At 45.5% G+C, this 24,489-nt stretch carries 21 protein-coding genes; 17 read left to right on the plus strand and 4 right to left on the minus strand.

What is annotated here, in order from left to right:
* Positions 1 to 6 precede the first annotated feature (6 nt).
* The 5 genes from hemC (at position 7) to RRU94_RS13645 (ending at position 4,765) form a co-directional block, all read left to right on the plus strand.
* Complete coding sequence (gene hemC, locus RRU94_RS13625; RefSeq protein ID WP_315694845.1) at positions 7 to 933, plus strand: hydroxymethylbilane synthase; 927 nt, start codon at positions 7 to 9, stop codon at positions 931 to 933.
* Positions 930 to 1,685 carry a uroporphyrinogen-III synthase gene (locus tag RRU94_RS13630; protein ID WP_315694847.1) on the plus strand — a complete coding sequence of 252 codons (756 nt, stop codon included), beginning with the start codon at positions 930 to 932 and terminating at the stop codon, positions 1,683 to 1,685. Before hemC ends, RRU94_RS13630 begins: the two co-directional genes overlap by 4 nt.
* Before the next feature lie 5 nt (positions 1,686 to 1,690).
* On the plus strand, positions 1,691 to 2,668 hold the full coding sequence (gene hemB, locus RRU94_RS13635; RefSeq protein WP_315694850.1) for a porphobilinogen synthase: 978 nt from the start codon (positions 1,691 to 1,693) through the stop codon (positions 2,666 to 2,668).
* A gap of 14 nt (positions 2,669 to 2,682) precedes the next feature.
* The gene (hemL, locus tag RRU94_RS13640) at positions 2,683 to 3,972 is read left to right on the plus strand and encodes a glutamate-1-semialdehyde 2,1-aminomutase (RefSeq protein ID WP_315694852.1); all 1,290 of its coding nucleotides are present in this window, start codon (positions 2,683 to 2,685) and stop codon (positions 3,970 to 3,972) included.
* A gap of 106 nt (positions 3,973 to 4,078) precedes the next feature.
* On the plus strand, positions 4,079 to 4,765 hold the full coding sequence (locus RRU94_RS13645) for a hypothetical protein (protein WP_315694854.1): 687 nt from the start codon (positions 4,079 to 4,081) through the stop codon (positions 4,763 to 4,765).
* Here RRU94_RS13645 and RRU94_RS13650 read toward each other — a convergent pair.
* Positions 4,707 to 4,892, minus strand: a complete 186-nt coding sequence (locus RRU94_RS13650; protein ID WP_245629860.1) for a hypothetical protein — start codon at positions 4,890 to 4,892, stop codon at positions 4,707 to 4,709. The genes RRU94_RS13645 and RRU94_RS13650 overlap by 59 nt on opposite strands.
* 490 nt (positions 4,893 to 5,382) lie before the next feature.
* Between RRU94_RS13650 and RRU94_RS13655 the strand changes: the two genes are divergently transcribed.
* From RRU94_RS13655 to RRU94_RS13665, 3 genes are all read left to right on the plus strand, one after another.
* Positions 5,383 to 8,025 carry a valine--tRNA ligase gene (locus RRU94_RS13655; protein ID WP_315694859.1) on the plus strand — a complete coding sequence of 881 codons (2,643 nt, stop codon included), beginning with the start codon at positions 5,383 to 5,385 and terminating at the stop codon, positions 8,023 to 8,025.
* A 62-nt stretch (positions 8,026 to 8,087) separates the two neighbouring features.
* Positions 8,088 to 9,395, plus strand: coding sequence for a bifunctional folylpolyglutamate synthase/dihydrofolate synthase (locus tag RRU94_RS13660; protein ID WP_315694861.1), 1,308 nt, complete (start codon positions 8,088 to 8,090; stop codon positions 9,393 to 9,395).
* A 46-nt stretch (positions 9,396 to 9,441) separates the two neighbouring features.
* Positions 9,442 to 10,902, plus strand: a complete 1,461-nt coding sequence (locus tag RRU94_RS13665) for a hypothetical protein (protein ID WP_315694864.1) — start codon at positions 9,442 to 9,444, stop codon at positions 10,900 to 10,902.
* A gap of 54 nt (positions 10,903 to 10,956) precedes the next feature.
* On the opposite strand, the gene RRU94_RS13670 is transcribed toward RRU94_RS13665, so the two are convergent.
* Genes RRU94_RS13670 through RRU94_RS13680 form a run of 3 tightly spaced genes read right to left on the minus strand, consistent with a single transcriptional unit; the run spans position 10,957 to position 14,301 of the window.
* The gene (locus tag RRU94_RS13670; protein WP_315694866.1) at positions 10,957 to 13,185 is read right to left on the minus strand and encodes a hypothetical protein; all 2,229 of its coding nucleotides are present in this window, start codon (positions 13,183 to 13,185) and stop codon (positions 10,957 to 10,959) included.
* A complete protein-coding gene (locus RRU94_RS13675) occupies positions 13,185 to 13,865 on the minus strand; it encodes a PilW family protein (RefSeq protein ID WP_315694867.1) in 681 nt (226 codons plus the stop codon). The genes RRU94_RS13670 and RRU94_RS13675 overlap by 1 nt, the downstream gene beginning before the upstream one ends.
* On the minus strand, positions 13,813 to 14,301 hold the full coding sequence (locus RRU94_RS13680; RefSeq protein WP_315694869.1) for a prepilin-type N-terminal cleavage/methylation domain-containing protein: 489 nt from the start codon (positions 14,299 to 14,301) through the stop codon (positions 13,813 to 13,815). Before RRU94_RS13680 ends, RRU94_RS13675 begins: the two co-directional genes overlap by 53 nt.
* A gap of 119 nt (positions 14,302 to 14,420) precedes the next feature.
* Between RRU94_RS13680 and RRU94_RS13685 the strand changes: the two genes are divergently transcribed.
* The 9 genes from RRU94_RS13685 (at position 14,421) to pilM (ending at position 24,487) form a co-directional block, all read left to right on the plus strand.
* Entirely contained in the window at positions 14,421 to 15,971 is a 1,551-nt protein-coding gene (locus tag RRU94_RS13685) for a hypothetical protein (protein ID WP_315694871.1), read from the plus strand.
* Positions 15,955 to 16,890, plus strand: coding sequence for a PRC-barrel domain-containing protein (locus RRU94_RS13690; RefSeq protein WP_315694872.1), 936 nt, complete (start codon positions 15,955 to 15,957; stop codon positions 16,888 to 16,890). The genes RRU94_RS13685 and RRU94_RS13690 overlap by 17 nt, the downstream gene beginning before the upstream one ends.
* 4 nt (positions 16,891 to 16,894) lie before the next feature.
* Complete coding sequence (locus tag RRU94_RS13695; RefSeq protein ID WP_315694874.1) at positions 16,895 to 18,211, plus strand: G5 domain-containing protein; 1,317 nt, start codon at positions 16,895 to 16,897, stop codon at positions 18,209 to 18,211.
* 12 nt (positions 18,212 to 18,223) lie between these two features.
* The gene (locus RRU94_RS13700) at positions 18,224 to 19,885 is read left to right on the plus strand and encodes a GspE/PulE family protein (RefSeq protein WP_315694876.1); all 1,662 of its coding nucleotides are present in this window, start codon (positions 18,224 to 18,226) and stop codon (positions 19,883 to 19,885) included.
* Between the two features lie 5 nt (positions 19,886 to 19,890).
* Positions 19,891 to 20,928 carry a type IV pilus twitching motility protein PilT gene (locus RRU94_RS13705; protein WP_315694878.1) on the plus strand — a complete coding sequence of 346 codons (1,038 nt, stop codon included), beginning with the start codon at positions 19,891 to 19,893 and terminating at the stop codon, positions 20,926 to 20,928.
* A gap of 4 nt (positions 20,929 to 20,932) precedes the next feature.
* Positions 20,933 to 22,147, plus strand: coding sequence for a type II secretion system F family protein (locus tag RRU94_RS13710; protein ID WP_315694880.1), 1,215 nt, complete (start codon positions 20,933 to 20,935; stop codon positions 22,145 to 22,147).
* A gap of 123 nt (positions 22,148 to 22,270) precedes the next feature.
* Entirely contained in the window at positions 22,271 to 22,777 is a 507-nt protein-coding gene (locus RRU94_RS13715; RefSeq protein ID WP_315694882.1) for a prepilin-type N-terminal cleavage/methylation domain-containing protein, read from the plus strand.
* Complete coding sequence (locus RRU94_RS13720; RefSeq protein WP_315694884.1) at positions 22,778 to 23,521, plus strand: prepilin peptidase; 744 nt, start codon at positions 22,778 to 22,780, stop codon at positions 23,519 to 23,521.
* A gap of 15 nt (positions 23,522 to 23,536) precedes the next feature.
* Positions 23,537 to 24,487 (plus strand): type IV pilus biogenesis protein PilM, encoded by a 951-nt coding sequence (gene pilM / locus RRU94_RS13725; protein WP_315694886.1) that lies wholly within the window; start codon positions 23,537 to 23,539, stop codon positions 24,485 to 24,487.
* Positions 24,488 to 24,489 lie beyond the last annotated feature (2 nt).

Here is a 24,489-nt window from a genome sequence, read left to right on the forward strand (position 1 = left end):
ATCATCTTGCGGAAAATTATTGTCGGATCGAGAAGAAGCCGCCTGGCGCTTACACAAACGAATCAAGTGATCGATCAGCTGAAGGCGCTGTCGCCGGGAACAGAATTTGAAGTGAAAGAAATCGTGACAAAAGGCGACCGTATTCTGGATGTGACGTTATCAAAAGTGGGCGGTAAAGGCTTGTTTGTAAAAGAAATCGAACAGGCACTGCTTGACGGCGAGATCGATATGGCTGTTCACAGCATGAAAGATATGCCGGCTGCCCTGCCGGAAGGTCTGGTAATTGGCGCCGTGCCGGAGCGGGAAGATCATCGCGACGCGCTTATTTCAAACGGGCATGTGAAGTTTCATGAATTGCCGGCCGGCTCCATTGTTGGTACGAGCAGTCTTCGCCGGAGCGCCCAGATTTTGTCGGCAAGACCGGATCTTGAGATCAAATGGATTCGGGGCAATATTGACACGCGGCTGACCAAGCTCCAGAACGAAGAATATGATGCGATTATTCTTGCTGCCGCAGGTCTGGCACGTATGGGCTGGTCTGCAGATACCGTAACAGAATTTTTGAGTGAAGAATTGTCCGTTTCTGCTGTCGGTCAAGGGGCTCTCGCGATTGAGTGCCGTGAAGATGACAAAGAATTACGGAATTTGCTGGACCAATTCACTTGTGACAACACGAAACGAGCGGTTACTGCAGAGCGTGCTTTTTTAGGAGCAGTAGAGGGCGGATGCCAGGTACCGGTAGCTGGTTTTGCTACAATAAAAGGTGAAGAGCTGTCTTTAACAGCACTTGTTGCTTCACCGGATGGAAAAACCATTTTAAAAGAAACGGTCTCCGGAAGTAACGCTGAAAAAGTGGGCTTAGAAGCGGCACATCTTTTAAAGGACCGGGGCGCGCTCGAATTAATCCAGGCAGCGAGGGCGGCAGCCGAATGAAGCCGCTCGCTGGTAAACGAATCGTTGTAACCCGTCCGAGGGGACAGGCAGCACCGTTTATTGGTAAAATAGAAGAAGCGGGCGGCACAGCATACGCAGTGCCGCTTATCGCATTCCGGGCGTTTGAAGACGGGCAGGAAGAGGCCATTTTGGCCAGCTTGCATACATATGATTGGATTTTGTTTACAAGCAAAAACGGCGTTGATTTTTTTATGCAAAAAGCCGGTCATCATTTGCACAGAATAAGGGCAAAATGGGCGGCGATCGGCACACAGACGGCTAAAGCAGCAGCATCCTACGGACTTTCTGTTTCTTATATGCCCGGACGGTTTTCCGCAGAGGATGTTGCCGAAGACATACGAGAAGGATGTTTTCTGCCCGAAAAAGTGCTGATTCCAAAAGGCAGCATGGCGCGCAGCTTAATAGCGGATACCGTTCGTGAGACAGGCAGACAGGCAGATGAATGGATTGTTTATGAAACGTACTTTCCAGCCGATGAGCGGGCACACTTATTAAAGCTGATTCGGACGGAAAAAGTAGATATGATTACATTCACAAGTCCATCTGCTGTCCGGCATTTTATGCAGATTCTGAAGCAGGCACAAGAGCCGCTGCCAAGAACAGATTACGGAGTGATTGGCCAGGTAACAGAAAAAGCAGCAGCTGCATGCGGTATACCGATTTCGGTCTGTCCATCCGTTTTTACCATTGATGCGCTTGTAAAGGAAATGAGCAGATTTTATAAGGAGTGATACAAATGGAATTGAATTTTGAACGTCACCGCCGTTTGCGTCAAACCGCAAATATGCGGGCGCTTGTGCGGGAAACACAGCTTGATGTGAATGATTTTATTTACCCGCTTTTCGTAGCAGAAGGAGAGGGAATCCGCAACGAGGTTCCATCTATGCCGGGCGTTTTTCAATTGTCTATTGATCAATTAAACGAGGAAATCGAAGAAGTAGTCGGGCTTGGCATTAAATCGGTAATTTTATTCGGTCTGCCTGATGTAAAAGATGCAGTTGGAACAGGCGCTTATCATAATGATGGCATTGTCCAGAAAGCCACACGCCATATTAAGAACCACTATCCAGACCTTATTGTGATTGCGGATACATGTTTATGTGAATATACCGATCACGGTCATTGCGGCGTTATCGAAGGAAGCCGCATATTAAACGACCCATCTCTTGACCTTTTGGCCAAAGCGGCAATCAGCCAGGCAGAAGCAGGTGCCGACATCATCGCGCCATCAAACATGATGGACGGATTTGTCGCAGCAATCCGCAAAGGGCTGGATGAAGCGGGCTTTACAGAAGTGCCAATCATGTCTTACGCTGTAAAATATTCTTCTGCTTATTATGGACCATTCCGTGATGCGGCCGATTCTACCCCGCAATTTGGCGACAGGAAAACGTATCAAATGGATCCGGCAAACCGGCGTGAAGCGATTCGGGAAGCGCGGGCTGATATTGAACAGGGTGCGGACTTTTTAATCGTTAAGCCGGCTCTTTCCTATATGGACATCCTCCGGGACGTACGAAACGAATTTGATGCACCAGTTGTGGCATACAACGTAAGCGGTGAATATGCCATGGTGAAAGCCGCTGCTTTAAATGGCTGGGTTGATGAAAGGGCGATTGTTCTTGAAACATTAACCGGCATGAAGCGCGCAGGTGCAGATTTAATTATGACGTATCATGCAAAAGATGCGGCACGCTGGCTAAACGAACAATAAGAGGAGGCTTTTTCATGCGTTCATTCGAAAAATCAAAAGCTGCTTTTAAAGAAGCGGTTCAAATGATGCCGGGCGGCGTAAACAGTCCGGTTCGTGCGTTTAAATCGGTCAATATCGATCCTATTTTCATGGAGCGGGGCAAAGGGTCAAAAATTTGGGATATTGATGGGAATGAGTACATTGATTATGTGCTGTCATGGGGTCCGCTTATTTTGGGCCATTCAAATGACCAGGTAGTTGAAGCATTGAAAAAAACGGCGGAAACAGGTACGAGTTTCGGCGCTTCTACGCTGCTTGAAAATGAAATGGCAAATCTCGTCATTGAGCGCGTACCGTCGATCGAAGTCGTTCGAATGGTATCAAGCGGTACGGAAGCTACAATGAGTACGCTTCGGCTGGCACGGGGATATACAGGACGCAACAAAATCCTTAAGTTTGAAGGGTGCTACCATGGACATGGAGATTCGCTGCTTATTAAAGCCGGTTCCGGTGTTGCAACGCTCGGACTGCCGGACAGCCCGGGTGTGCCGGAGAGTGTTGCTAAAAACACCATTACGGTTCCATACAATGATTTGGAAAGTGTTCGTTTTGCATTTGAACAATATGGTGAGGATATCGCCTGTATAATTGTCGAGCCGGTTGCCGGCAATATGGGCGTTGTTCCTCCGCTGCCGGGCTTTTTAGAAGGCCTGCGTGAAATTACGGAGCAAAATGGTTCGCTGCTTATTTTTGATGAAGTGATGACGGGTTTCCGTGTCGGCTACAACTGTGCACAGGGGCACTTCGGCGTTACGCCGGATCTTACCTGTCTTGGCAAGGTGATCGGCGGCGGTCTTCCGGTTGGTGCTTACGGCGGCAAAGCGGAAATTATGAATAATGTGGCGCCGGCGGGAACCATCTATCAGGCGGGCACGCTGTCCGGAAACCCGATGGCCATGACTGCCGGAATCGAAACACTTCGTCAATTGACACCGGCATCCTACGAGGAGTTTGGACGCAAAGCGGATATGCTTGAAAAAGGGCTGACGGATGCGGCACGTAAATATGGGATTCCAATCACGTTTAACCGTGCTGGCTCGATGATCGGCTGCTTCTTCCATGAAGGACCCGTTCAAAACTATGACGATGCAAAAGGGTCGGACCTTGCTTTGTTCGCTGATTATTTCCGCGAAATGGCGCTTGAAGGTGTTTTCTTGCCTCCGTCCCAATTTGAAGGGCTGTTTTTATCAACAGCACATTCAGATGAGGATATTAATCAAACCATTCAAGCAGCCGAAAAAGCGTTTAGCCGCTTGGCAAAATAAAACGACGTGGTGTCTATAACAAAGCATTCAATGCTTTGTTATAGACACCTTTTTTTCATGTTTCCGTTTCTGCGCGCATACACTAGCGCGAAAGGGAGGGGTGTGCATGGAAGAGTTATTTTTCGTTGCGCTTCAGGAGGATGTTGTATTTCCAGAAGGAGAAGAAGTGGATGAACTGCTGTCCATTTCCCTTGATCCGCAAGTTGTGATTCAAGGAGCAAGTGTGCAGGGCTCTATTGAGGTAACGGGCGAGTATCGTATACACGATTATTTTGGCCTGGAAGAAGATTCTATCCGCCAGTTTTTCCGTCATATTCCGGTGCAGGCCGTCTTGCCTCCGGACCAGCGTGCGGCGGAGGGGGCAGATATTGAAATTCACACCTTTGATTATACAGTAGAAAAGCCGGACCGGCTTATTTTAGAAGCGGAGCTTGCTATTGCAGTGTCCACTGTCAGAAAAATAGAGGAAGAACCAGCGCCAATCATGGCAGCTGCATACGAGTACGAGCCAGAAGGAAGCTTAGAAAGCGACGCAGAAGAGCTTGAGGAGAGTGAATCAGAAGAAAGCACAGAAGCCGAAGAAGAGCAGGAAACAGTCGAAATAGAATCAGAAGATGCCGCTGTTCAAGTTCAAAAACGGGCGGAAGACGATGCTTCCGTTTTTAGCTGGCTTGAAGAGCGGCCTGCACAAAAAGCAAAATGGCGGTTCCAGGTATCCTCCGGCAATGTGGAACTTATAACCACTCAAGATGAAGAGCAGCCGCAAGAAGAATCAAAAGAGACAACAGAATAACATCAAACGTCGTCGGCAAAAAAAGCGTGCGCAGCCCTTGAAAGCAGCAGAGCGGAATAATAATCCGGCAGCACATAAAGCGGCAGCGGCGCAGCCACGGCGGCCACCTGTCGTAATGGCGCATCATGGAAAACACTCCTTTTCATATCACTGTCCAGCTTCAGGTGCCATCGGGACCCACACGATTGTGGGTCACAAAAGCATTACGGCAAGATGCCGTGTTATTAGCTTTTGTTCCATAAGGCAACCCCTTCTGGAGGCACAAAACACCTCTGTCAGTGATTGCCTTATGCTTGTCGCCGATAAGCGGCACCTTGCGCTTTTCTTATCATATGAATTGCACGAAAAAAGGTGCGTAAGGTTGACGCACTGAAGCATTTTCGGCTAAGATAATGGTATTGAAAAGAAACGTGTGGACCGGGAAAAGGTGGTACCGCAAGCAGCCTCTTCGTCCTTTTCAGACGGCGGGGCTTTTTTTTATGATGTCCAAGCTCCAGGCGCCATCAGCAAGGGCATAAGCCAGTTCCTTCAGGAGGCCTAAAACGTCTCTGTGGGGGGTGTCTTAAGCTTGTCGCTGAAAAACGTGTGCCTTGCGCTTTTTACAAGGAGGAAAAACAATGTCACAACAAGAAACAACGATGCCGACAAAATATGATCCACAGGCGATCGAGAAAGGCCGATACGACTGGTGGACAGCCGGCAAATTTTTCGAAGCAAAAAACGATGAATCCAAAACCCCTTATACGATTGTTATTCCGCCCCCGAATGTTACAGGTAAGCTTCATCTTGGGCATGCATGGGATACAACACTGCAGGATATTTTAACGCGTATGAAGCGCATGCAGGGCTTTGACGTTCTATGGCTTCCAGGAATGGACCATGCCGGTATCGCGACACAGGCAAAAGTAGAACAGAAGTTAAAAGAAGAAGGCAAGACCCGCTATGATCTTGGACGTGAGAAATTCCTTGAAGAATCATGGAAATGGAAAGAAGAATACGCCGGGCATATCCGTGCCCAGTGGGCAAAGCTTGGTCTTGGCCTTGATTACAGCCGGGAACGCTTTACGCTGGATGAAGGGTTGTCAAAAGCCGTTCGTGAAGTATTCGTAAAGCTGTATGAAAAAGGGCTCATCTACCGTGGTGAGTACATTATCAACTGGGATCCGTCTACTAAAACGGCGCTGTCAGATATTGAAGTTATCTATAAAGATGTACAAGGTGCTTTTTATCATATGAAATATCCGCTTGAGGACGGATCGGGCTCTATTGAAGTTGCCACAACACGCCCGGAGACGATGCTTGGTGATACGGCCGTAGCAGTGCATCCGGAAGATGAGCGTTACAAACATTTAATCGGCAAAAATGTTGTCCTGCCAATTGTCGGCCGGGTAATTCCAATTATCGCTGATGAGTATGTAGATCCAGAATTCGGAAGCGGTGTTGTGAAAATTACGCCAGCGCATGATCCGAACGACTTTGAAGTCGGAAACCGTCATGATCTTCCGCGTATCCTTGTGATGAACGAAGATGGAACAATGAACAAAGAAGCCGGTACATACAGCGGCATGGACCGTTTTGAATGCCGTAAGCAGATTGTCAAAGATCTTCAGGAACAAGGTGTTCTATTTAAGATTGAAGACCATTTACATTCAGTCGGCCATTCGGAAAGAAGCGGCGCTGTTGTCGAGCCGTACTTGTCTACCCAATGGTTTGTTAAAATGGGGCCTTTGGCTGAACAAGCCGTTGAGCTTCAAAAAACCGAAAACAAAGTAGATTTTGTTCCGGACCGTTTTGAAAAAACGTACCTGCATTGGATGGAAAACATCCGTGACTGGTGTATTTCCCGCCAGCTTTGGTGGGGCCACCGCATTCCAGCCTGGTACCATAAAGAAACAGGTGAAGTTTATGTAGGACAGGAAGCGCCTCAGGATGCGGAAAACTGGGAGCAGGACACCGATGTACTCGATACATGGTTCTCATCAGCTCTATGGCCGTTTTCAACGATGGGCTGGCCGGATGAAGATTCTGCTGAATTCAAGCGCTACTACCCGACAGCAGCCCTTGTAACGGGATATGATATTATTTTCTTCTGGGTATCCCGAATGATTTTCCAGGGACTTGAATTTACGGGTGAGCGTCCATTCGAAGATGTTTTAATCCACGGTCTTGTCCGCGACGCGGAAGGACGCAAAATGTCGAAGTCTCTTGGCAACGGTGTGGACCCGATGGAAGTCATTGACCAGTACGGAGCTGATTCACTTCGCTACTTCCTTGCAACAGGAAGCTCGCCTGGACAGGACTTGCGCTATACAACCGAGAAAGTGGAAGCAACATGGAACTTTGCCAATAAAATTTGGAATGCGTCTCGATTCGCCCTGATGAATATGGGCGGCATGACATATGATCAAATTGATTTGACGGGCAAAAAATCAGTTGCAGATGAATGGATTTTAACACGCTTAAATGAAACGATTGAAAGTGTGACACACTTATCGGATAAATACGAGTTCGGGGAAGTCGGCCGGACGCTGTATAACTTTATTTGGGACGATTTCTGTGACTGGTATATTGAAATGGCGAAACTGCCGTTGTACGGGGAAGATGAACAGGCGAAGCAAATGACCCGTTCGGTTCTTGCTTATGTACTCGATAACACAATGCGTCTTCTGCATCCGTTTATGCCGTTTATTACCGAAGAAATTTGGCAGAACCTTCCGCATGAAGGGGAAACGATTGTCGAAGCATCATGGCCAAAAGCAGATGGTTCTTTAACAAACAAAGAAGCAGCAGCCAATATGAAGCTGCTTGTTGATATTATCCGTGCTGTCCGCAACATTCGTTCAGAAGTGAACACGCCGATGAGCAAGAAAGTACCGCTTGTTTTAAAAGCAAAAGACGAAGCAGTTCTTTCTACTTTAACAGAAAACCGCTACTACATTGAGCGATTCTGTAACCCGGATGAGCTTGTAATTGATACAAATCCGGCAGCGCCTGAAAAAGCGATGACAGCCGTTGTAACGGGAGCTGAGCTCTTTATGCCGCTTGCAGGCCTATTGAATATTGATGAGGAAATTGCCCGTCTTGAAAAAGAAAAAGCAAAATGGCAGTCTGAAGTAGACCGCGTACTGAAAAAGCTGTCTAATGAGCGGTTTATCTCAAAAGCGCCGCAAAAAGTCGTTGACGAAGAGCGCGCGAAAGAAGCGGATTACCGTGAAAAACTCGCTGCTGTTGAAGCACGCATCGAAGATTTAAAGAATTAATCGAGAAGACGAACCCGCCTCAAGGCGGTTCGTCTTTTTCGTACATAAGGAGAAGAAATGGCATGAATACGTACGAAGAAGCACTTGCCTGGATTCATGGACGTCTGCGCGTAGGCATTAAGCCGGGTCTGATGCGGATGGAATATATGATGGAACGGCTTGATCATCCCGAGCGCCGCCTGCGTGCAGTCCATATTGGCGGAACAAATGGAAAAGGCTCGACTACCGCTATGCTGCGGTCGATTTTAACGGAAGCCGGCTTTGAAACAGGGACGTTTACATCACCTTACATTGAACAATTCAATGAGCGGATCAGCGTTGATGGGACGCCTATTTCAGATGAAGAGATTACGGCTTTGGCAGTGAAAATTAAAACGATTGCAGATGAAATGGAAGAGCTGGAAATGGGCGGGCCGAGTGAATTTGAAATCATTACGGCTATGGCTTTTTATTATTTTGCTTATATGCACCCGGTTGACCTTGTTTTATTTGAAGTCGGTCTTGGCGGCCGCCTGGATTCAACAAACATTGTTCATCCGCTGCTATCGGTGATCACCACGATTGGCATGGATCACCTTCAATTCCTTGGTGACACGCTGGAAGAAATTGCACGGGAAAAAGCAGGCATTATTAAGAGCGGTGTGCCCGTTATAACAGCGGTTCATCAGCTGGAAGCTCTTGCTGTGATTGCCGGGACGGCAAAGCAAAAACGTTCAGCACTTTACCAATACGGCCGGGATTTCACGGGCAGCTGGACCGCTTCAACGGAAAAAGGAGAACAATTTGACTTCACGTCTCTTTACAGCAGCCGTCCTGCTCTCGAAACGGGACTTGCCGGTTTGCACCAGGTGCAAAACGCAGCGACAGCTGTGATGGCAGCTGACTTTTTACGTGTATTTTACTCTTTTTTAATCGAAGAGCACCATATTGAGCAAGGGCTCCAAAAAGCCGTATGGCCGGGACGGTTTGAAACACTCTTAGACGATCCGCTGATCATTGCAGACGGAGCCCACAATGAAGAGGGAGTAGAAGCACTTGTGCGGACAGCCGGCCAGCGTTTTCCGAATAAAAATATAACGGTCCTGTTTGCGGCAATGAAAGATAAACCGCTGGATGGAATGATTACACGTTTAAATCAAATGGCAGATCAGCTGTACCTGACTTCGTTTGACTTTCCAAGAGCCGCAGGCGCAAAAGAGTATGAGCCATATCGGTCTAAGAAAATCCACATCATTGAAAATTACAATACGGCTATACAGGTTTTTCAAAATCAGGCTGAAAAAGAGGATGTTCTGATTATCACCGGGTCTTTATACTTTATTTCTACTGTGAAAAAAGATATACGTTCCATTCTTTCCAATAAACACTAGGTTTTATATAATAGTAAAAAAGGATTGAATTGGGGGATGACCCATTATGCTTCGAAGAGTGGTAAGTGGTGCAGTATGTTCAATGATAGGAATGATCTTATTTATTTTGCTTTTTAACCCTCTTTTAGCTAATGCTGAGCAGGCTGAGAGCTCAGGCGTGGCTGGTAATGAGACGTTGATATCAACAGAAGCCTATGAGCGAATAGAAGCTTCTTCGGTCAGTATGCCTGCAGAACCGATTTACATGGCTTCCTATAACAGCTGGCCGGTGATGAAATTGTTTACTATATCCGGGGAACCGCTTGAAGATGAACGAGGGAATAAAAAAATACAAGTAGATGAAGATGTGCTTGTCTGGCTTGAGAATGTTGACCACACAAAAAATTGGACATATGAATTTAAGAAAAATAATGGACCGGACAATCGATCGTTTACACCTTTCTCACCAGAAGATCCGATACTTTTATATAAAAGTGGCAGCAACAAAGTAACGATTCGGATTAAAGATGCTGAAGGAAAAATGATACATGAATATAGCGAAGAAGAAGTCATCATTCATAATCACAAGAAAGCTCAAGCTTCCATGTACATTCAAATAACGCCGGATGGAATGGAGCTTCTAGAAAAAGATTCTCAGCCATTTCAAGTAGAGGTTTTGGCTAATAAACGGAAAATAGCTTCTGAAAATTGGGTATATACCGTTGAAAGTGCTGAATATGGTGTGATTGATGTTCAAAATATAACGCAAACAGCTGGAATCATTGTTGCCCATAAACCGGGCCAGGCGTTCGTAAATGTATCGCTGGAAGATTTTCCTGATGTAACCGACCAGCTTTCTGTTTCGGTTGCCGATTATGCTGAATTGCAGGGAGTTCAATTTAGCGAGGATTTTTATGACATCACGCATGAAACACTCATAGATTTAGAAAGCCTTATTTTGATCAATCCTAGCCATGCACCAGACGTTTCTTATACGTTTGAAACAGATAACGATGATATCGCGGAAGTTGTAAACAAGTCGGGTAAATCTTATCTTCGGGTAAAAGAAAATACCGGTGGACAAACAACCGTTACTGTAACTGCTGTTCAAAGCAGAACATTAAGTGATGGCCGTAAAGAGAGAATTGAAAAAACCGCTCAAGCTGACTTTATAGCCAGGGAATTCATTGAGCTTGAAAGAGTTTCTTTTACACAGAAAAAATATGATTTGGATGAGATGGTTCCGCCGTTTGAATCGTTAGTAAAAATCTATCCATCTAATGCAACAGATGTTCAGCTTGAATTTACCATGCAAAACAATCAAAACTTTGAATTGAATTATAGCGAAACAGAGGGCTACACGCTTCAGCCAAAAGAGTCTCAAAAAGGCCAGGCCGTTATACGAGTAACCGCTACCCAGCCTGCTTCGGGCGGAAAAACGACTAATAAGCATGATAATGCCGTTATTGTTAACGAAAATGAGTCTCTTCAAGAAGACGAAAACACAGTTATACAGGGAAGGTGGTAAGAAACAGAATGACGATAAAAAAACAGCGCATATCCTTAAAATATGCGCTGTTTTTTATTGAACGGTTAATTGATCACTGTAAACGGATAAATATTTTACTCTTGGTAAATAGTCCAGCTGTCCGAGCAGAATATTTCGGTCATACTGAATGATAAAGCGTGAGTAATGGCCATCCTGCCGGCTAAGAGAAGGTATAGCACTTTGAATGTTAAACCCATCGGTTTCGCCCCGCACCGCATTTACAATAAAATCTCCTTTTGCAAATACGCCGCCGTCCACTAAAAAAAGAGACCCTACTCCGTATAGTTCAGCAGCGGGCTCGGATATGCCCGCCTGAACATCCTTGTCCGTGTAGAAAAAGCCTTTTAACGGCTGGACCGTACTGTTTTCGTTTAAATCTGGCACATACAGCCCTTTTCTTGGTTCGGTGCTTTCTTCAAGGTTTTGAAATTCATTAATCCTCGTAATGAGCAGGGAATCACCCGATAAGGAAACGAGCTGGCCATCGTTCCAGCCTCGAATGGACAAGTTGGAGATCGATGTTTTTTCCCGGGCATACATGGTGGCATCGATAGAAAAAAAGTCGTTCTCCGAGTGGCTGCTTTTTTCATCATTGCCTTGTATGGTTAAGTTTTGGTCTGTAAACAGCGAACCCTCAAAATAAATATCACCTTTCTTGCTGTCTTGTACATATAAGTTGATATTATTCTTTGCTAAAATAAGTCCTTCAAGTGCTGCTTTATCCGACAAGTCTAATGTAATGGAACGTTCGGAAACAAGATGGTTTTTTAAAGTAAATGTGCCGGTAGACATAATCTTCATTTCTTCACCACTAAACACCGTATTGCTGTCCGAGTTTGGAAAATCAACCGTCATTTCTCCTTCATTATGAAGAGTTATATGTTCTTGAGTCCAAAGGGGTCCCATAAGCTCGACAGTACCTGAATGGTTTGTAACGGTAATATTACCGTGGCTCGAAATAGAATAAAAAGAGACTGACTGGCTTTCATTGTTGATGGTAATACTTTCGTCATCGTAAAGTTGTGCTTCCTTTGAATCAATCATTCCGGCTTCGTTTTCAATTAAAATGCCTCCATCGGAAACCACCTGTTCTTCCAGCTGCAGTGTACTGCTGTTACGATTGACGATGGTTAAAGTGCCGCCAGAAACAAAGATGTTTTTAAGAACGAGATCATGGTCGGCAAAAATGGTTAAAGAACCTTTCACGCGTATGTTTTCAATTTGTTTTCCTCTCGGTTCAAGAACTGCGTCTCCTTTATAGTCAACATCAGAAAGACCATCCGCTATCGCTTCATATTCAGAAAGGGACAGGGTCACCCTTTTGCTTTTTCCATTTTTATCTGTTTCGTATGTGGTTAGTTTTTCACTTGTAGAGGATACGTTTTTCGCTGGATTATCCGGAACAGGCAGTGTTGTTAGGAATTTCGTTTTTTCTTCAGCAGCCCGGCGCCCTTCAGTATAAGCCTGGCTAAATTGAACGTCCTGGTACTGACTGTCATTTTTTAAGCCGGGCACTTCTTCGTGATAAAAATTCTCGGGAACCAAAACGTTTGTTAAAGCCTGGGGATCAAAATCCCAATCAGTGTAGCTTCCAGGTGTTCCAACATATATATCTCCTGAAATAGATGGTTTGGGCGTTTGCTGTGACAGATTTGTTCCATTTTGAGTCAGGTAGTGGGCTTTTTCATCAATTGATAAAGTATTAGCGAAAATATTCCCTTCAAGATGGGGAGAGCCGTTTAAAGACAATCTGCCTTTTTCAGAGCCAAGCGCGTATTTTAAGAAGCTGGGAAGAGGTGAAACGATCAGTTCTTTATGCGCGGTTCTTGACACTGCAGCACCTTCGTTTTCTTTTGCTGTAATAGACACGGATAGCACACGTGTAAGAGCGATGTCTTTGTCTATAGAATATTCGCCGGTTATGTCTCTTACTTGAATGTCTTCAATCGCTGCATTTTCTGCTTTAACCTGCTCAACGACGGTATTGCCCGCTTGATCCAAAAGAATATCGATCGAAGCCGGGGTTACATTGGCAAGTGCCAGCTGGGCATTCGTTCGTAATTGGTCTGACAGCCCTGCTGTAAAAGAATCCATTGCTTTAATCGATTCATAGGTTATATCTACATCAGCTGTACGGACAGTGGTTCGTTTGGCGCCTCCAATTGTAGAAGAAACAACAGCCAGGCCAATTGTGGACATAATGACCATCACTAATAAAACAAGCAGGAGTGCGTTTCCTTTTTCATTTTGCATATACCTCATTAAAATCCAAACCTACTTTCCAGCTGCAGTTTTTCTGTTGTTCGATCACTGCCAAGTGTAAATAAAAGCTTGATCGTTCCACTTTGGCAGGTGCCGGTTTCTGTTTCTGCCGAACAGGCAGCAAGCTCAAAGCTGGGGCTGCCGTCGCTGTTAACTTGAAAACTTGAAGGCACTTTTAAAATTTCTGTACGGGTTATAGCACTTTGGCCATTTTCTATTTCCGTCTGCTCAATCTGCACTTGCTCATCGATAATAGAAATTGTTGTTTCATTCGCAATGCTTTTGTTTGTGCGGACCGGATCGTAATAGTAATCGGTTGCGCTTGCCTGATTCGCATTTTGAACGGCATTAAAAGAGGTATCTGTGTTATCAATCATTTTAATACAGGACGTATCAGTGCCGGACACAGCCGTTGTGTTTTTACAAGTCATCACTTCATCAAAAGGGATGGAATACAATTCATTCATGATTCGAGTAGTCACATAGTCGGCGTCTTCACGAAATTGGGTTTCTGCCGTTTGCTTCATATAAATTTTCTGGCCGGTTACAAGGGTGCTTGTTAAAACAGATCCGACGATAGCCAAAACGGTGATCACCGCTAAAAGCTCCATCAGTGTGAGGCCGCGTTCATCGCATATCCTCGCTTTTAATCGTCCCATCGATTTCCACTTCCGGCTCATTTTCTTTCCACCTCACTTTAACTGTTACAGGGATATAATATTTTTTTGTTTCCTCGTTAACAGTGTTGGATGTAACGGTCACTTCATACGCTCCATCGTTTACAGAAATGTTGCTGCAATCCGATTTATCTGCCGCACTTGATTGAAGAGTGTACACCTTTTCTCCCTGATCATCGGGACACATTTTAATCCATTTTTTGGTACCTGGGTTTTCAAATGTGTATCTCATTTCAACAAAGGACTGCTTTTCCATAAACATGAGAGCATTACGGGCTACGTTCAAAGCAACGGTTCTGCTTTCATTAACAGTGTTAAATGTCCCAGCTTGGAAAAAGAAGCGGGTGATGGAAAGTAAAAGGATACTTAAGATCGTCAGTGATACTAATAGTTCCAACAATGTGACCCCCGCCTGACAATTTCTGCTCTTTTTCGTCACAACTTTCCATCCTTTCTTTGCAATTGCTTAACTTTATTATACAATATTCCTATTATACTAGTTTTTTCTTACTCAAATTTGTAATTATTCTACTACATTAGTAATAGTGAGGGTTGTGGATGACAAAAACAGTTATGCTGTTTATCGGATTCTTGCTTATTTTGCCGATTTTACCCTGGCTGCCACTCGGTGTTTCATTAAAAGGAAAGCTGATTATTGCGATTGAAAGCTTCGCCATTGCGGGGGCTATTTTGCTCACCACTGCTTATCTCCCGCTTTGGCAAAGTTTTTTGATCGGCTTTCTTTTTTTTGTCATGACAGGTTATTTTACAGTGAAGTATGGACTTCCAGCCTGGGCAGCAGAAGCAGAATCGTTTACAGATTCCGATCCGGCAGATGATTTCAGCAGTCAGCCGAAAAAACCTTTTGGTGAAGCACTGTTTACAAGAAAAAAAGGAACGCATGAGCCGGAAGATGTGCTGTTTCAAAAAGAACAGGTTGAGAAAAAACCTGAGCCAGAGGAGCAGAAGCAAGAAGGACAGGGAACAAGGGCAGAAGAAAAGGATGCATTGATGGCGGATAAAGAAGATATCTTTAATGTGACAAAAGAACCTGTACAGGAAGCAGATGCCCTGGAGACTTTGCTGAATGAGCAGGATGAACTTGAGGAACTCACATGGTTTAAAGAGGACCATCTAGAAGAATCCACTGAGAAGAAAGAGGAGAATGAATTAGAAGAGCTCGAGCTGCTTTTTTTTAATACAGAAGCAGATCATAAAACAGCAGAGAACGTGCATACAGACGATTGGCTTGAGGAGATGAACGAAAACAATCATCTTGAAGTCGAAAGTGATATCAAGTCTGTTGAAGGTGAAGAAGCAGGCGATTTATATTTGCTTGAACTGTTTGAAGAGGAAGAGTCAGAAAAAAAGAAAGAAACAGAGATTTTTGACCGTGAAGAAATTCCAATTTCAGACGATAAAGAGAGAGAAGCAAAACACTTAGAAGAAACGGAAAAACTGAATAAGCACTATTTAAACGATTTATTGAAAGAAGAATTCAATGAATCAAAAGCTGAGTCTGCTGAAGAGTCTGAGGATACCATTCCAGAGCTTGAGAAGAAACTTCTTTTAGAGCTGGAGGGGAAAGAGACAGAAAAAGAGGACATTCATTTAGCCGAAGAAGACATGGTTGAAGAAAATGAAGTCTTTTTATCCAATAAAGAGGAACAGGAAGAAGCAGATTTTGTAGAAGAGGTTTGGGGAAATAATCATGCCGTTGTTCATTCTAATGAAGAAATACATAGTATAACGAATGATTCTGAAGCAGAAGAGTTCCAATCGCCGCCGCGTCTTTCTCCAGAATGGCTTCATCTAATCGTTCAGGAAATTGAGATTAAACAAAAAGCGCTGCCTTATATGGAAGCCGAAAGCGTGATGCAGCGTTACTTGCAATCCCGGCTTCATGATCGTGATTACTATGTCATTGCCCGTATGCTGGTCGCTTTTTATATGGCGAACGGCCATTCATTCGAAGCTGTTCAACTGTTAGAAAAACTTAAACAGCGCTTAGGGGCTTATCCAGTTTTAATAGAAGAAATGAAAAGTATAAAAGAAATTATTTTAAATCAATCAGTAGAAACAGGTGAGAGAGATGAAGAAAAGCAGTGAAGTACAAGGTCTTCCAATTATCAGCATCGCGGATGGAGTAGAAATTGGCCAGGTTAAATCATTAATTATCAATCCAGAAAAAAGAAGCATTGATTTTATTACAATTGGACACGAGGAATGGGAGCAGGAAGGAAAAGCGATCCCATTCAATAAAATTATCGGCATCGGGGATTATGCGCTGACAATTGATCATGAAAGCAGCGTAATTGAAATGAACAGTATTCCGGTTGCGAACGAACTGTTAAACCGCAGAACAAAAATTGAGCAAACACCCCTTATGTCGAAAAAAGGACAGCTGATTGGACAAGCGGTGGAGTACATGATCGATGATGAAACCGGTGAAATTAGTCAGCTGGTTGTAGAAGATAAACAGGAGTTGTTTTTGGTTAGCGGGCAATATGTCATCACCTATGGCCGGGATTTAATTGTAGTAGATGAAGATGTTGTAAAAGAATCGATAGAAGGAGAAAGTCAGGAGCCGTACTCTCTTTCTATTGATCCCGTAGAGGCAGATGCTTCGGCAGAACCCATCACACAGCCCGACGCGCATGCTGAGCATACAAACGAGGAACCTCAGCCTGCCAGTGAAAAGCCAAGTTCTGTTTTAGAAGTTATTGAACCAGTGGAGCAGGAAGTAGAAACCGTGCAGGAAAAAGCAGCAGCGGAACCAGCTTTTGAAGAACTGGAAGAAGAACCAGCACCAAAGGAGCAGGAGGAGTCTTCTGTCGACCGCTGGCTTCAGCTGATTGAAGAGCAGCAAAGCAAGCTGTTAGCCGGCAAAACTGTTACAAAAAATATTGAAGTAAACGGAGAGATCTTAATTCCCGCCGGAACGGTTTTACAAGAAGAAGAGATTCAAAAAGCCCGCACAGCTGGATCGGAAATTCTCGTTGAATTAAGCATGAACAGCGAGGCTTAATGGTGTGGAAGAAGTACAGCGGCACCAAAAAGTGATCGGAAAAACAGCAGGACTGCTGCTGGTGCTTGTGATTTACCTTTCCTTTTTTTCGATATACGGAGGAAGTCTCATCGATCGGATTTTTTTTGCTGATGATATCTTTGATGAAGGCACAACGATTGGCCCGGAAAAAGTGGATGAAATGACAAGCTATGCTTCGGCAAAACTTTTGAATAACAGAATAGAAGACTGGGAGAAACGGGCAGTCATCACATTAAAGTATGCAGAAAAAGAAGTGACGATGAATAACAGCTTAATCTCGTTTCAAGTTGAGCAATCTGTGCGCGAAGCAGCCGATGGCCGGCAAAATCCCTTACTTGCGTCGGTTTCACCTGATGAGCTGAAGGAAGAGCTGACACGTAAAATGCCGGTTCTTCAAACAGAAGGAAGAATTGATTTGGAAACGGTGGCGGGGGATATTTCAGATATTGGCGACTACTTAAAGTCAGGTGAATCGGTGGTAGATCTTTCTCTTTATTTGAGTGAGGGCGAGAAATCAGCGAAACTGGCAGAGGTTACAGCGGATGGTTTGGATAGTGCAGCGGAGAGCTTTGTCAAAGCGAACCCGATCCTTCCGGTTAAAGCCAATATGTCTGTTTCATTTAACAGCTGGGCAGAGGCGGCCGGGGGAAAGATGGGTGAAGAAAGCTTAAATATTTTAGCTTCGTCCTTATACCAGCTCGTGCTCAAAACAAATTTTAATATTATGGAAAAAAATCAAAGCAATGCTCTTCCAGACGATATCGAACTCGGATATGAAGCAAGGGTGGAACAAACGAAAGAACAGGATTTCGTTTTCTTTAATCCAAACGGTGAAGCTTACACAATCAATTGGACAGCTTCAAACGGTGAACTGCGAGTTTCCCTAACAGGTGTGCCTTTTTACTACACCTATAAAACGGAGTTGAGAAACAAAAAAACACTCCACCCCAAAACCGTTTTACACTTTAGTCCCGAACTTCCTTACGGGGAAATGCAGGTAGAGCAGTATGGGGAAGATGGCTCAATGGTTGATGTGTATAGAAGTCAATTTGAAGGAAGCCAAAAACTGGGCAGCGAACAAATAGCAGCTGATTTTTATCCACCGGTTCACCAAATTGAATTGTACAGCTCACAGGAACCACCGCCTCCGCCAGAGCCGGAAGAAACGGATGAAGAAACAGACCAAGATGCGTCATCGGAAGCGGAGGATAACACAGAGGAAGAAAGCCAGAACGAAGATCAAACGGACGGTGATGACTCCTCATCTGCTGAAGAAAACAGTACGGAAAATGAACAATAAAGGTGATGCGGAATGAAAACAAAGCGAAAACGACTCGGTGATCTGCTGGTTGAATCCGGCCTTATTACGGAGGAACAGCTGTCTGTAGCGCTAAAAGAAAAAAAAGACAACCAGAAGCTGGGTGACGCTCTTCTCAATAGAGGCTTTATTACAGAGCAGCAGCTGATTGAAGTGCTCGAGTTTCAGCTGGGCATTCCGCATGTCAGCTTGTACCGTTATCCGGTTGACAGCAAGCTGCTTAGCCTTGTTCCGAAAGAGATAGCCAAAAAAAATGTCATCATTCCCTTGAAGAAAGAGGAAAATCGGCTGTTTGTCGCAATGGCGGATCCGATGGATTACTTTACGGTAGAGGATTTGCGTCTTTCTACAGGCTTTCAAATTGAGACCGTTATTGCCACGAAGCAGGACATTTTACGTGCTATTAATAAATATTACGACATGGACGACTCGCTTCAGGAATTTATGCAGCAAAATCAGGACACGGCGGAATCTTCGGAAGCGGGGGAAGCAGAAGAAGATTCTCCGGTGGTGCGGCTGGTGAACCAGATTATGTCCCGGGCACTCACTGAAAAAGCGAGTGATATTCATATTGACCCGCATGAAACCAAAGTGGTCGTCCGCATGCGGGTTGATGGTGTGCTTCAGCTTGACCGCCAGCTGCCGAAGTCCATGCTTGGCATGCTCACAGCGCGCATTAAAATTATGGCGAATATGGATATTACCGAGCACCGCGTGCCGCAGGACGGCCGGATCAAAACCAATATTGACTTTCGGGCTGTCGACCTCCGTATTTCTACGCTTCCAACCGTGTACGGCGAAAAAATCGTCATGCGGATTTTGGATTTAAGCAGTTCATTAAATGATATGAACCAGCTTGGGTTCAATAAAGTAAATTTAAAACGGATGGAATCCCTGCTTCAGCGCCCAAACGGGATCGTGCTCATTACCGGGCCGACCGGGTCAGGTAAGTCATCTACGCTTTATGCCGGCTTAAACCAGCTCAATAGTGAAGAAGTCAATATTATTACAATCGAAGATCCGGTTGAGTACCAGCTTGAAGGGGTCAACCAGATTCAAGTCAACCCGAATGTAGGGCTGACATTTGCGGCGGGACTTCGGTCGATTTTGCGCCAGGACCCAAATGTCATTATGGTCGGGGAAATCCGGGACAGAGAAACGGCCGAAATTGCCATCCGTGCTTCTTTAACCGGCCACCTTGTACTGAGCACCTTACATACAAATGATTCAATCAGCAGTATTACCCGTCTTATTGATATGGGTGTTGAGCCATTTCTTGTGGCGTCTTCCCTGAGCGGCATCGTCGCCCAGCGATTAATCCGCAAAGTGTGCCGGGACTGCGGCCGGGAAGAATCTGCAACGGAGCGGGAGCGGGAGATTTTTGCCAAAAGAGGATTGAAAATTGAAAGTGTCAAACGGGGAAAAGGCTGCGCCTCCTGCAATATGACCGGCTACAAAGGCCGATTGGCGATTCACGAAGTACTGGTTGTCACGGAAGAAATGAAACGCCTTATTTTAAACAATGAACCGCTGTCGAATTTAAAACAAATGGCATTGAAGAACAAAACGATTTTTTTGCTGGATGATGGCCTTCTGAAAATTAAACAGGGCATCACCACGACAGAAGAAGTGCTTCGTGCTGTCCTAATGGAGTAGAACCTATGAGAGAAAAGCTTGAATTTATTTTGCGTTCCGCTTTTGAGCTGAAAGCATCCGATATTCATTTAACAGTCGGTACGGCGCCGGTCTTCCGCATTCACGGAGATTTAAAGAGATACGGAAAAGACCCGCTGAAGCCCGCTGACACAGAAGCCATGGCAAAAGCGATTATTCCTGAACACATGTGGGACTCCTTCAAGGAAAAAGGCGAGCTTGATTTTTCATTCGGACTGCCGCGCGTATCCCGGTTCAGGGTGAACGCTTATCACCAGCGCAATTGTATCGCCCTGGCATTTCGGGTGATTGCGTCCGGCGTGCCGACACTTGAAGAGCTGCATATGCCGGAAATCCTGAAAAAAGTGTCCGAGCGTCCGCACGGGCTTGTACTTGTGACCGGGCCGACCGGCTCGGGAAAATCAACGACGCTTGCCAGTATGATTGATTACTTAAACCGCAATACGAGAAAGCACATTATTACGCTTGAAGATCCGATTGAATACCTGCATAAGCATGGAAAATGCATTATCGACCAGCGAGAAGTCGGCTATGATACGCAGTCATTTGCCAACGGGCTTCGTGCGGCCCTGCGCCAGGACCCGGATGTGATTTTAGTGGGAGAGATGCGCGATCTTGAAACGATTCAAACGGCGATTACAGCGGCTGAAACGGGACATCTCGTGTTCGCGACGCTTCATACATCCAGTGCGCCAGCGACCATTGAACGGATTATTGATGTGTTTCCAGCTGAGCAGCAGCCGCAAATCCGGACCCAGCTTGCGACCGTGCTGACCGCTGTTATTGCCCAGCGCTTGTTCCCAACCGCAGATTTAAAGGGACGGCGCGCTGCGCTTGAAATTATGCTGAACAACTCGGCGGTAGCCAATTTAATCCGCTCGGAAAAAGTGCACCAAATTATTAATGTCATTCAAACATCGAAAGCACAAGGGATGCAGCTGATGGCAGACCATGCTCAGGAGCTGTTTCGTCAGGAGGCTGTTTCTAAATCGGCCCTGCTTCCTTACTTAAGAGAAAGGGATTAACGGAATGGCTAAATTCGCATACACCGGAAGAGACCGCCGCGGGCCGAAAAAAGGCACGCTGACCGCTAACTCTAAAAAAGAAGCAATTGAAAAGCTGCAGTCAAACGGTATTCGGGTCAAAGAAATTGAACAGAAGCCGGAAGCCTTTTGGGAGCAGGATATTATCATCGGGCGGGCGGTTAAGCTTGAGCATATGGTTATTTTTTTGCGCCAGTTCGCGGCGCTTCTACAGGCGGGCGTTACTGTCGTCGATTCCGCCTTTATTCTTTCCCAGCAAACCGACAGCAAGCCGCTCAAGCGGGCGCTGATGAATATGGAAATGGAAATGCGGGAAGGCCGTCCGCTGTCAGAAGCCGCTGCCAAGCAAAAAAAAATCTTCGAGCCATTGTTTATTAATATGCTGAAAGCCGGAGAAGCGACGGGAACGCTTGACCAGACCTTCAGCGATCTCGCTGTTCACTACGAGCGGCAGCACCGCACCCGCCAAAAAGTCATTTCGGCGCTTGCCTACCCGGTTGTCGTAGGGATCGTCGCCGTTTGTGTCGTGATCTTTTTGCTCGTTTCCGTTGTGCCGACATTTGTGAATATGTTTGAAGACTTTGGCGGAGAACTGCCGGCGATCACGAAGTTTGTGATCAACGCGAGTGAATGGATGCAGCGATTCTGGTATATGATTGCCCTGCTTGCGGGAGCAGCGGCAGGAGCCATTTGGCTTATGCGCCGCCGCCCGGAATCAAAAATGTACCTAGACTATGCGATTTTGCGCATGCCCATCTTCGGGAATTTAATGCGAAAAGCAGTGCTTGCCCGGATGACCCGTACACTCAGCTCGTTGTTTTCCAACTCCGTGCCTATTTTGCGGGCAATGGATATTACCGGCGAGGTCGTTGGAAATGAAGTGATTGCCGGTGTAATCCGCCAGTCAAGGCAGTCGCTGGAGTGCGGGGAGTCGATCACAGGACCGATGCAGCGCCACTGGGCATTTCCGCCGCTTTTGCATCAAATGGTGGCGATTGGGGAAGAAACGGGTTCGCTCGATCAAATGCTGTCAAAGGTTGCGGACTTTTACGAGGCCGAAGTGGAAACAGTCACGGACCGGTTAAAAGCCCTTATCGAACCGCTTATGATTGTTCTGCTTGCGGCCATTGTCGGGACCATTGTCATTTCGGTCATGGTGCCGATGTTTGAAATCTTTAATACGGTGCAGGAAAGTGGTTAAATGTGCTAATTGTTGAGATTTTTTTCCTATATTTCATTGCTTTTGTCTTTGGTAATAAGTAGAATACTAGTGTTGGTGTCCTAATACGATACTTATTGTCGAAAAAAGAGAGGAGAAAGAAATATGTTAAACGCACTAAAACGCCGCATAAAAAACGAAAAAGGGTTAACCCTGATTGAGCTTTTGGCGGTTGTCGTGATCCTGGGTATTATTGCTGCTATTGCGATTCCGGCTATTGGGGGGTTAATTGATAACTCGAAGAAAGATGCGCATGTTGCAAACGCGACGCAGATGATTAACTCTGCAAAAACATACGTAGCTAGTCATCCAAACACTGCAACTACAGATATTTCCTTACAAAACCTTATTGATCAAGGACTTATTGATGAACCAGAGGACCCGGATACTGGTGAAAAAGGGACAAATGGTTACGATACTGCTGCTTCTAAAGTTACAATTACAAAAAACAGCTCTACTCCAGCAACGGTTGGCACTGATGGTAAAACCACCGCTGAAGCCAAAGCTGTTACTTACTCATACTCAGTTCTGTTAAAAGGTAAAGAACGTGGCATCACAGGAAATGCTGGAGAGCTTAATCGTGATAAAGTTTTAGCTGCACAGAAAAGATAAATGATTAATCTTACTATCCTCCTTTACGGCCTCCTATTCGGCTCGTTCTTTAACGTCGTCGGGCTCCGGGTACCGGACGGGAAGTCGATTGTAAAGCCGCGCAGCGCCTGTTCGCTGTGCGGCCATCAAATGACGGCGCGTGATTTGGTGCCGGTACTGTCTTATGTGTTCTTGAAAGGGCGCTGCCGCAAATGCGGTGCGAACATATCGGTCATTTATCCTCTAACAGAGCTGGCTGCAGCGCTGTTATTTTTGTATGCATATGTATTATATGGATTCAGTGCGCCATTTTGGATGGCGATTTTGTTGTTTTCGATGCTGTTGATTATTGTCGTGTCGGATGCGGCGTATATGCTCATTCCCGATAAAATCTTATTGTTTTTTCTGCCGCTGTTTGCGGTGATGCGTTTTATCGATCCGCTCGATCCGTGGTGGGATACGCTGCTTGGCGCGGCGGTCGGCTTCGTTCTGCTTTTGCTCATTGCTGTCGTATCAAAAGGCGGAATGGGCGGCGGGGACATTAAGCTGTTTGGCGTGCTCGGGTTTGTGCTCGGTACCAAGCTTGTACTGCTGACGTTTTTGCTTGCCTGCTTTTTCGGGGCGGCGATTGGGCTCATTTTAATGGCGGCCGGCATCGTCAAGCGCGGAAAGCCAATGCCCTTTGGTCCGTATATTGCTCTTGCGGCTGTAGCTGCTTATACACATGGTGAAGCCATGATCCGCTGGTATCTTCAGTTTTTTTAAAAGGAGAAAAGAAGAATGGCGCTGCGTTTATTTCAAAAAAAAGATAGAACGATCAATTTTACAATTACAGATGAAGCAATTCGTTTTGTGGAGCTGCGCCAGTCTGACCCCATTGTCATTGAAAAATTTGGCGAACGGCAGCTGCCGGAGGGATTGATTGTACAGGGTGATCTTGTGAAGATCGATGAGCTGCAGGATATTTTGGACAATATCGTAGATGAGTGGAAGCTGAAAAAACGGAATATCCGCTTTACTATTCCGGACCGGTTTGTGGCGATCAAAGAAGAAAAAGTGGACCGTGATTTAACATTGGATGAAATTAAAAACTTCTTTTTTATGCAAATCGGTTCGACTATCCATCTGCCGTTTGATGAGCCGGTTTTTGATGTGGTCGTAACGGGCTATGAAGAAACGAAGCAGACGGTTCTTCTTGTAGCGGCGCCGGAGCAGGTCATGGAGGAGTACGCAGGCTTGTTCGAACATGCCCGGCTGAAACCGGCCGCTGCCGATATCGCACCGCTCGCTGTTTACCGGCTGTTTCATGCCGGAGGGCAGACGGAGGAGGAAGCTCACGAGCTGATTATTCATTTGAAAAAAAACGTCATGACGCTGTCTATTTTTCACCGGCACCAGCTCAAATTTATAAAGCCGGTGTTTATTGAAAAAAGTGAAGATGTACTTGAAATAGAAGAAACAGAGGAAAGCGGCGGTTTGGCAGATGCGCTGTCTGAAATTGAAAAAGTCATCAACTTCTATGAAAATTCTGTTCACGGCGGACAAGTGAAAATTGACCGGATGTTATTTACCGGCTATCATTCCCAGCGGACGTTTGCTGAGCAATTTATCCGACAGTCTTTTGATGTGCCTCTTCGAACCGATGAAGCAATCAGCATGGATACAAAGCAGAACGAGGAGCTTCCGCCCGCTTTTTACGCAGCGGCTGGCCTTGCATTGAAAGATGGGTGAGT

The organism is Domibacillus sp. DTU_2020_1001157_1_SI_ALB_TIR_016, from assembly GCF_032341995.1.
Lineage (GTDB): Bacteria > Bacillota > Bacilli > Bacillales > Domibacillaceae > Domibacillus > Domibacillus indicus_A.

What these genes read in the sequence shown, in the direction of transcription:
- RRU94_RS13630 (WP_315694847.1), top strand. Translation starts at nt 930, where the DNA reads ATGAAGCCGCTCGCTGGTAAACGAATCGTTGTAACCCGTCCGAGGGGA.
- hemB (WP_315694850.1), top strand. Translation starts at nt 1,691, where the DNA reads ATGGAATTGAATTTTGAACGTCACCGCCGTTTGCGTCAAACCGCAAAT.
- hemL (WP_315694852.1), top strand. Translation starts at nt 2,683, where the DNA reads ATGCGTTCATTCGAAAAATCAAAAGCTGCTTTTAAAGAAGCGGTTCAA.
- RRU94_RS13645 (WP_315694854.1), top strand. Translation starts at nt 4,079, where the DNA reads ATGGAAGAGTTATTTTTCGTTGCGCTTCAGGAGGATGTTGTATTTCCA.
- RRU94_RS13650 (WP_245629860.1), bottom strand. Translation starts at nt 4,892, where the DNA reads ATGATGCGCCATTACGACAGGTGGCCGCCGTGGCTGCGCCGCTGCCGC.
- RRU94_RS13655 (WP_315694859.1), top strand. Translation starts at nt 5,383, where the DNA reads ATGTCACAACAAGAAACAACGATGCCGACAAAATATGATCCACAGGCG.
- RRU94_RS13660 (WP_315694861.1), top strand. Translation starts at nt 8,088, where the DNA reads ATGAATACGTACGAAGAAGCACTTGCCTGGATTCATGGACGTCTGCGC.
- RRU94_RS13665 (WP_315694864.1), top strand. Translation starts at nt 9,442, where the DNA reads ATGCTTCGAAGAGTGGTAAGTGGTGCAGTATGTTCAATGATAGGAATG.
- RRU94_RS13670 (WP_315694866.1), bottom strand. Translation starts at nt 13,185, where the DNA reads ATGAGGTATATGCAAAATGAAAAAGGAAACGCACTCCTGCTTGTTTTA.
- RRU94_RS13675 (WP_315694867.1), bottom strand. Translation starts at nt 13,865, where the DNA reads ATGAGCCGGAAGTGGAAATCGATGGGACGATTAAAAGCGAGGATATGC.
- RRU94_RS13685 (WP_315694871.1), top strand. Translation starts at nt 14,421, where the DNA reads ATGACAAAAACAGTTATGCTGTTTATCGGATTCTTGCTTATTTTGCCG.
- RRU94_RS13690 (WP_315694872.1), top strand. Translation starts at nt 15,955, where the DNA reads ATGAAGAAAAGCAGTGAAGTACAAGGTCTTCCAATTATCAGCATCGCG.
- RRU94_RS13700 (WP_315694876.1), top strand. Translation starts at nt 18,224, where the DNA reads ATGAAAACAAAGCGAAAACGACTCGGTGATCTGCTGGTTGAATCCGGC.
- RRU94_RS13705 (WP_315694878.1), top strand. Translation starts at nt 19,891, where the DNA reads ATGAGAGAAAAGCTTGAATTTATTTTGCGTTCCGCTTTTGAGCTGAAA.
- RRU94_RS13710 (WP_315694880.1), top strand. Translation starts at nt 20,933, where the DNA reads ATGGCTAAATTCGCATACACCGGAAGAGACCGCCGCGGGCCGAAAAAA.
- RRU94_RS13715 (WP_315694882.1), top strand. Translation starts at nt 22,271, where the DNA reads ATGTTAAACGCACTAAAACGCCGCATAAAAAACGAAAAAGGGTTAACC.
- RRU94_RS13720 (WP_315694884.1), top strand. Translation starts at nt 22,778, where the DNA reads ATGATTAATCTTACTATCCTCCTTTACGGCCTCCTATTCGGCTCGTTC.
- pilM (WP_315694886.1), top strand. Translation starts at nt 23,537, where the DNA reads ATGGCGCTGCGTTTATTTCAAAAAAAAGATAGAACGATCAATTTTACA.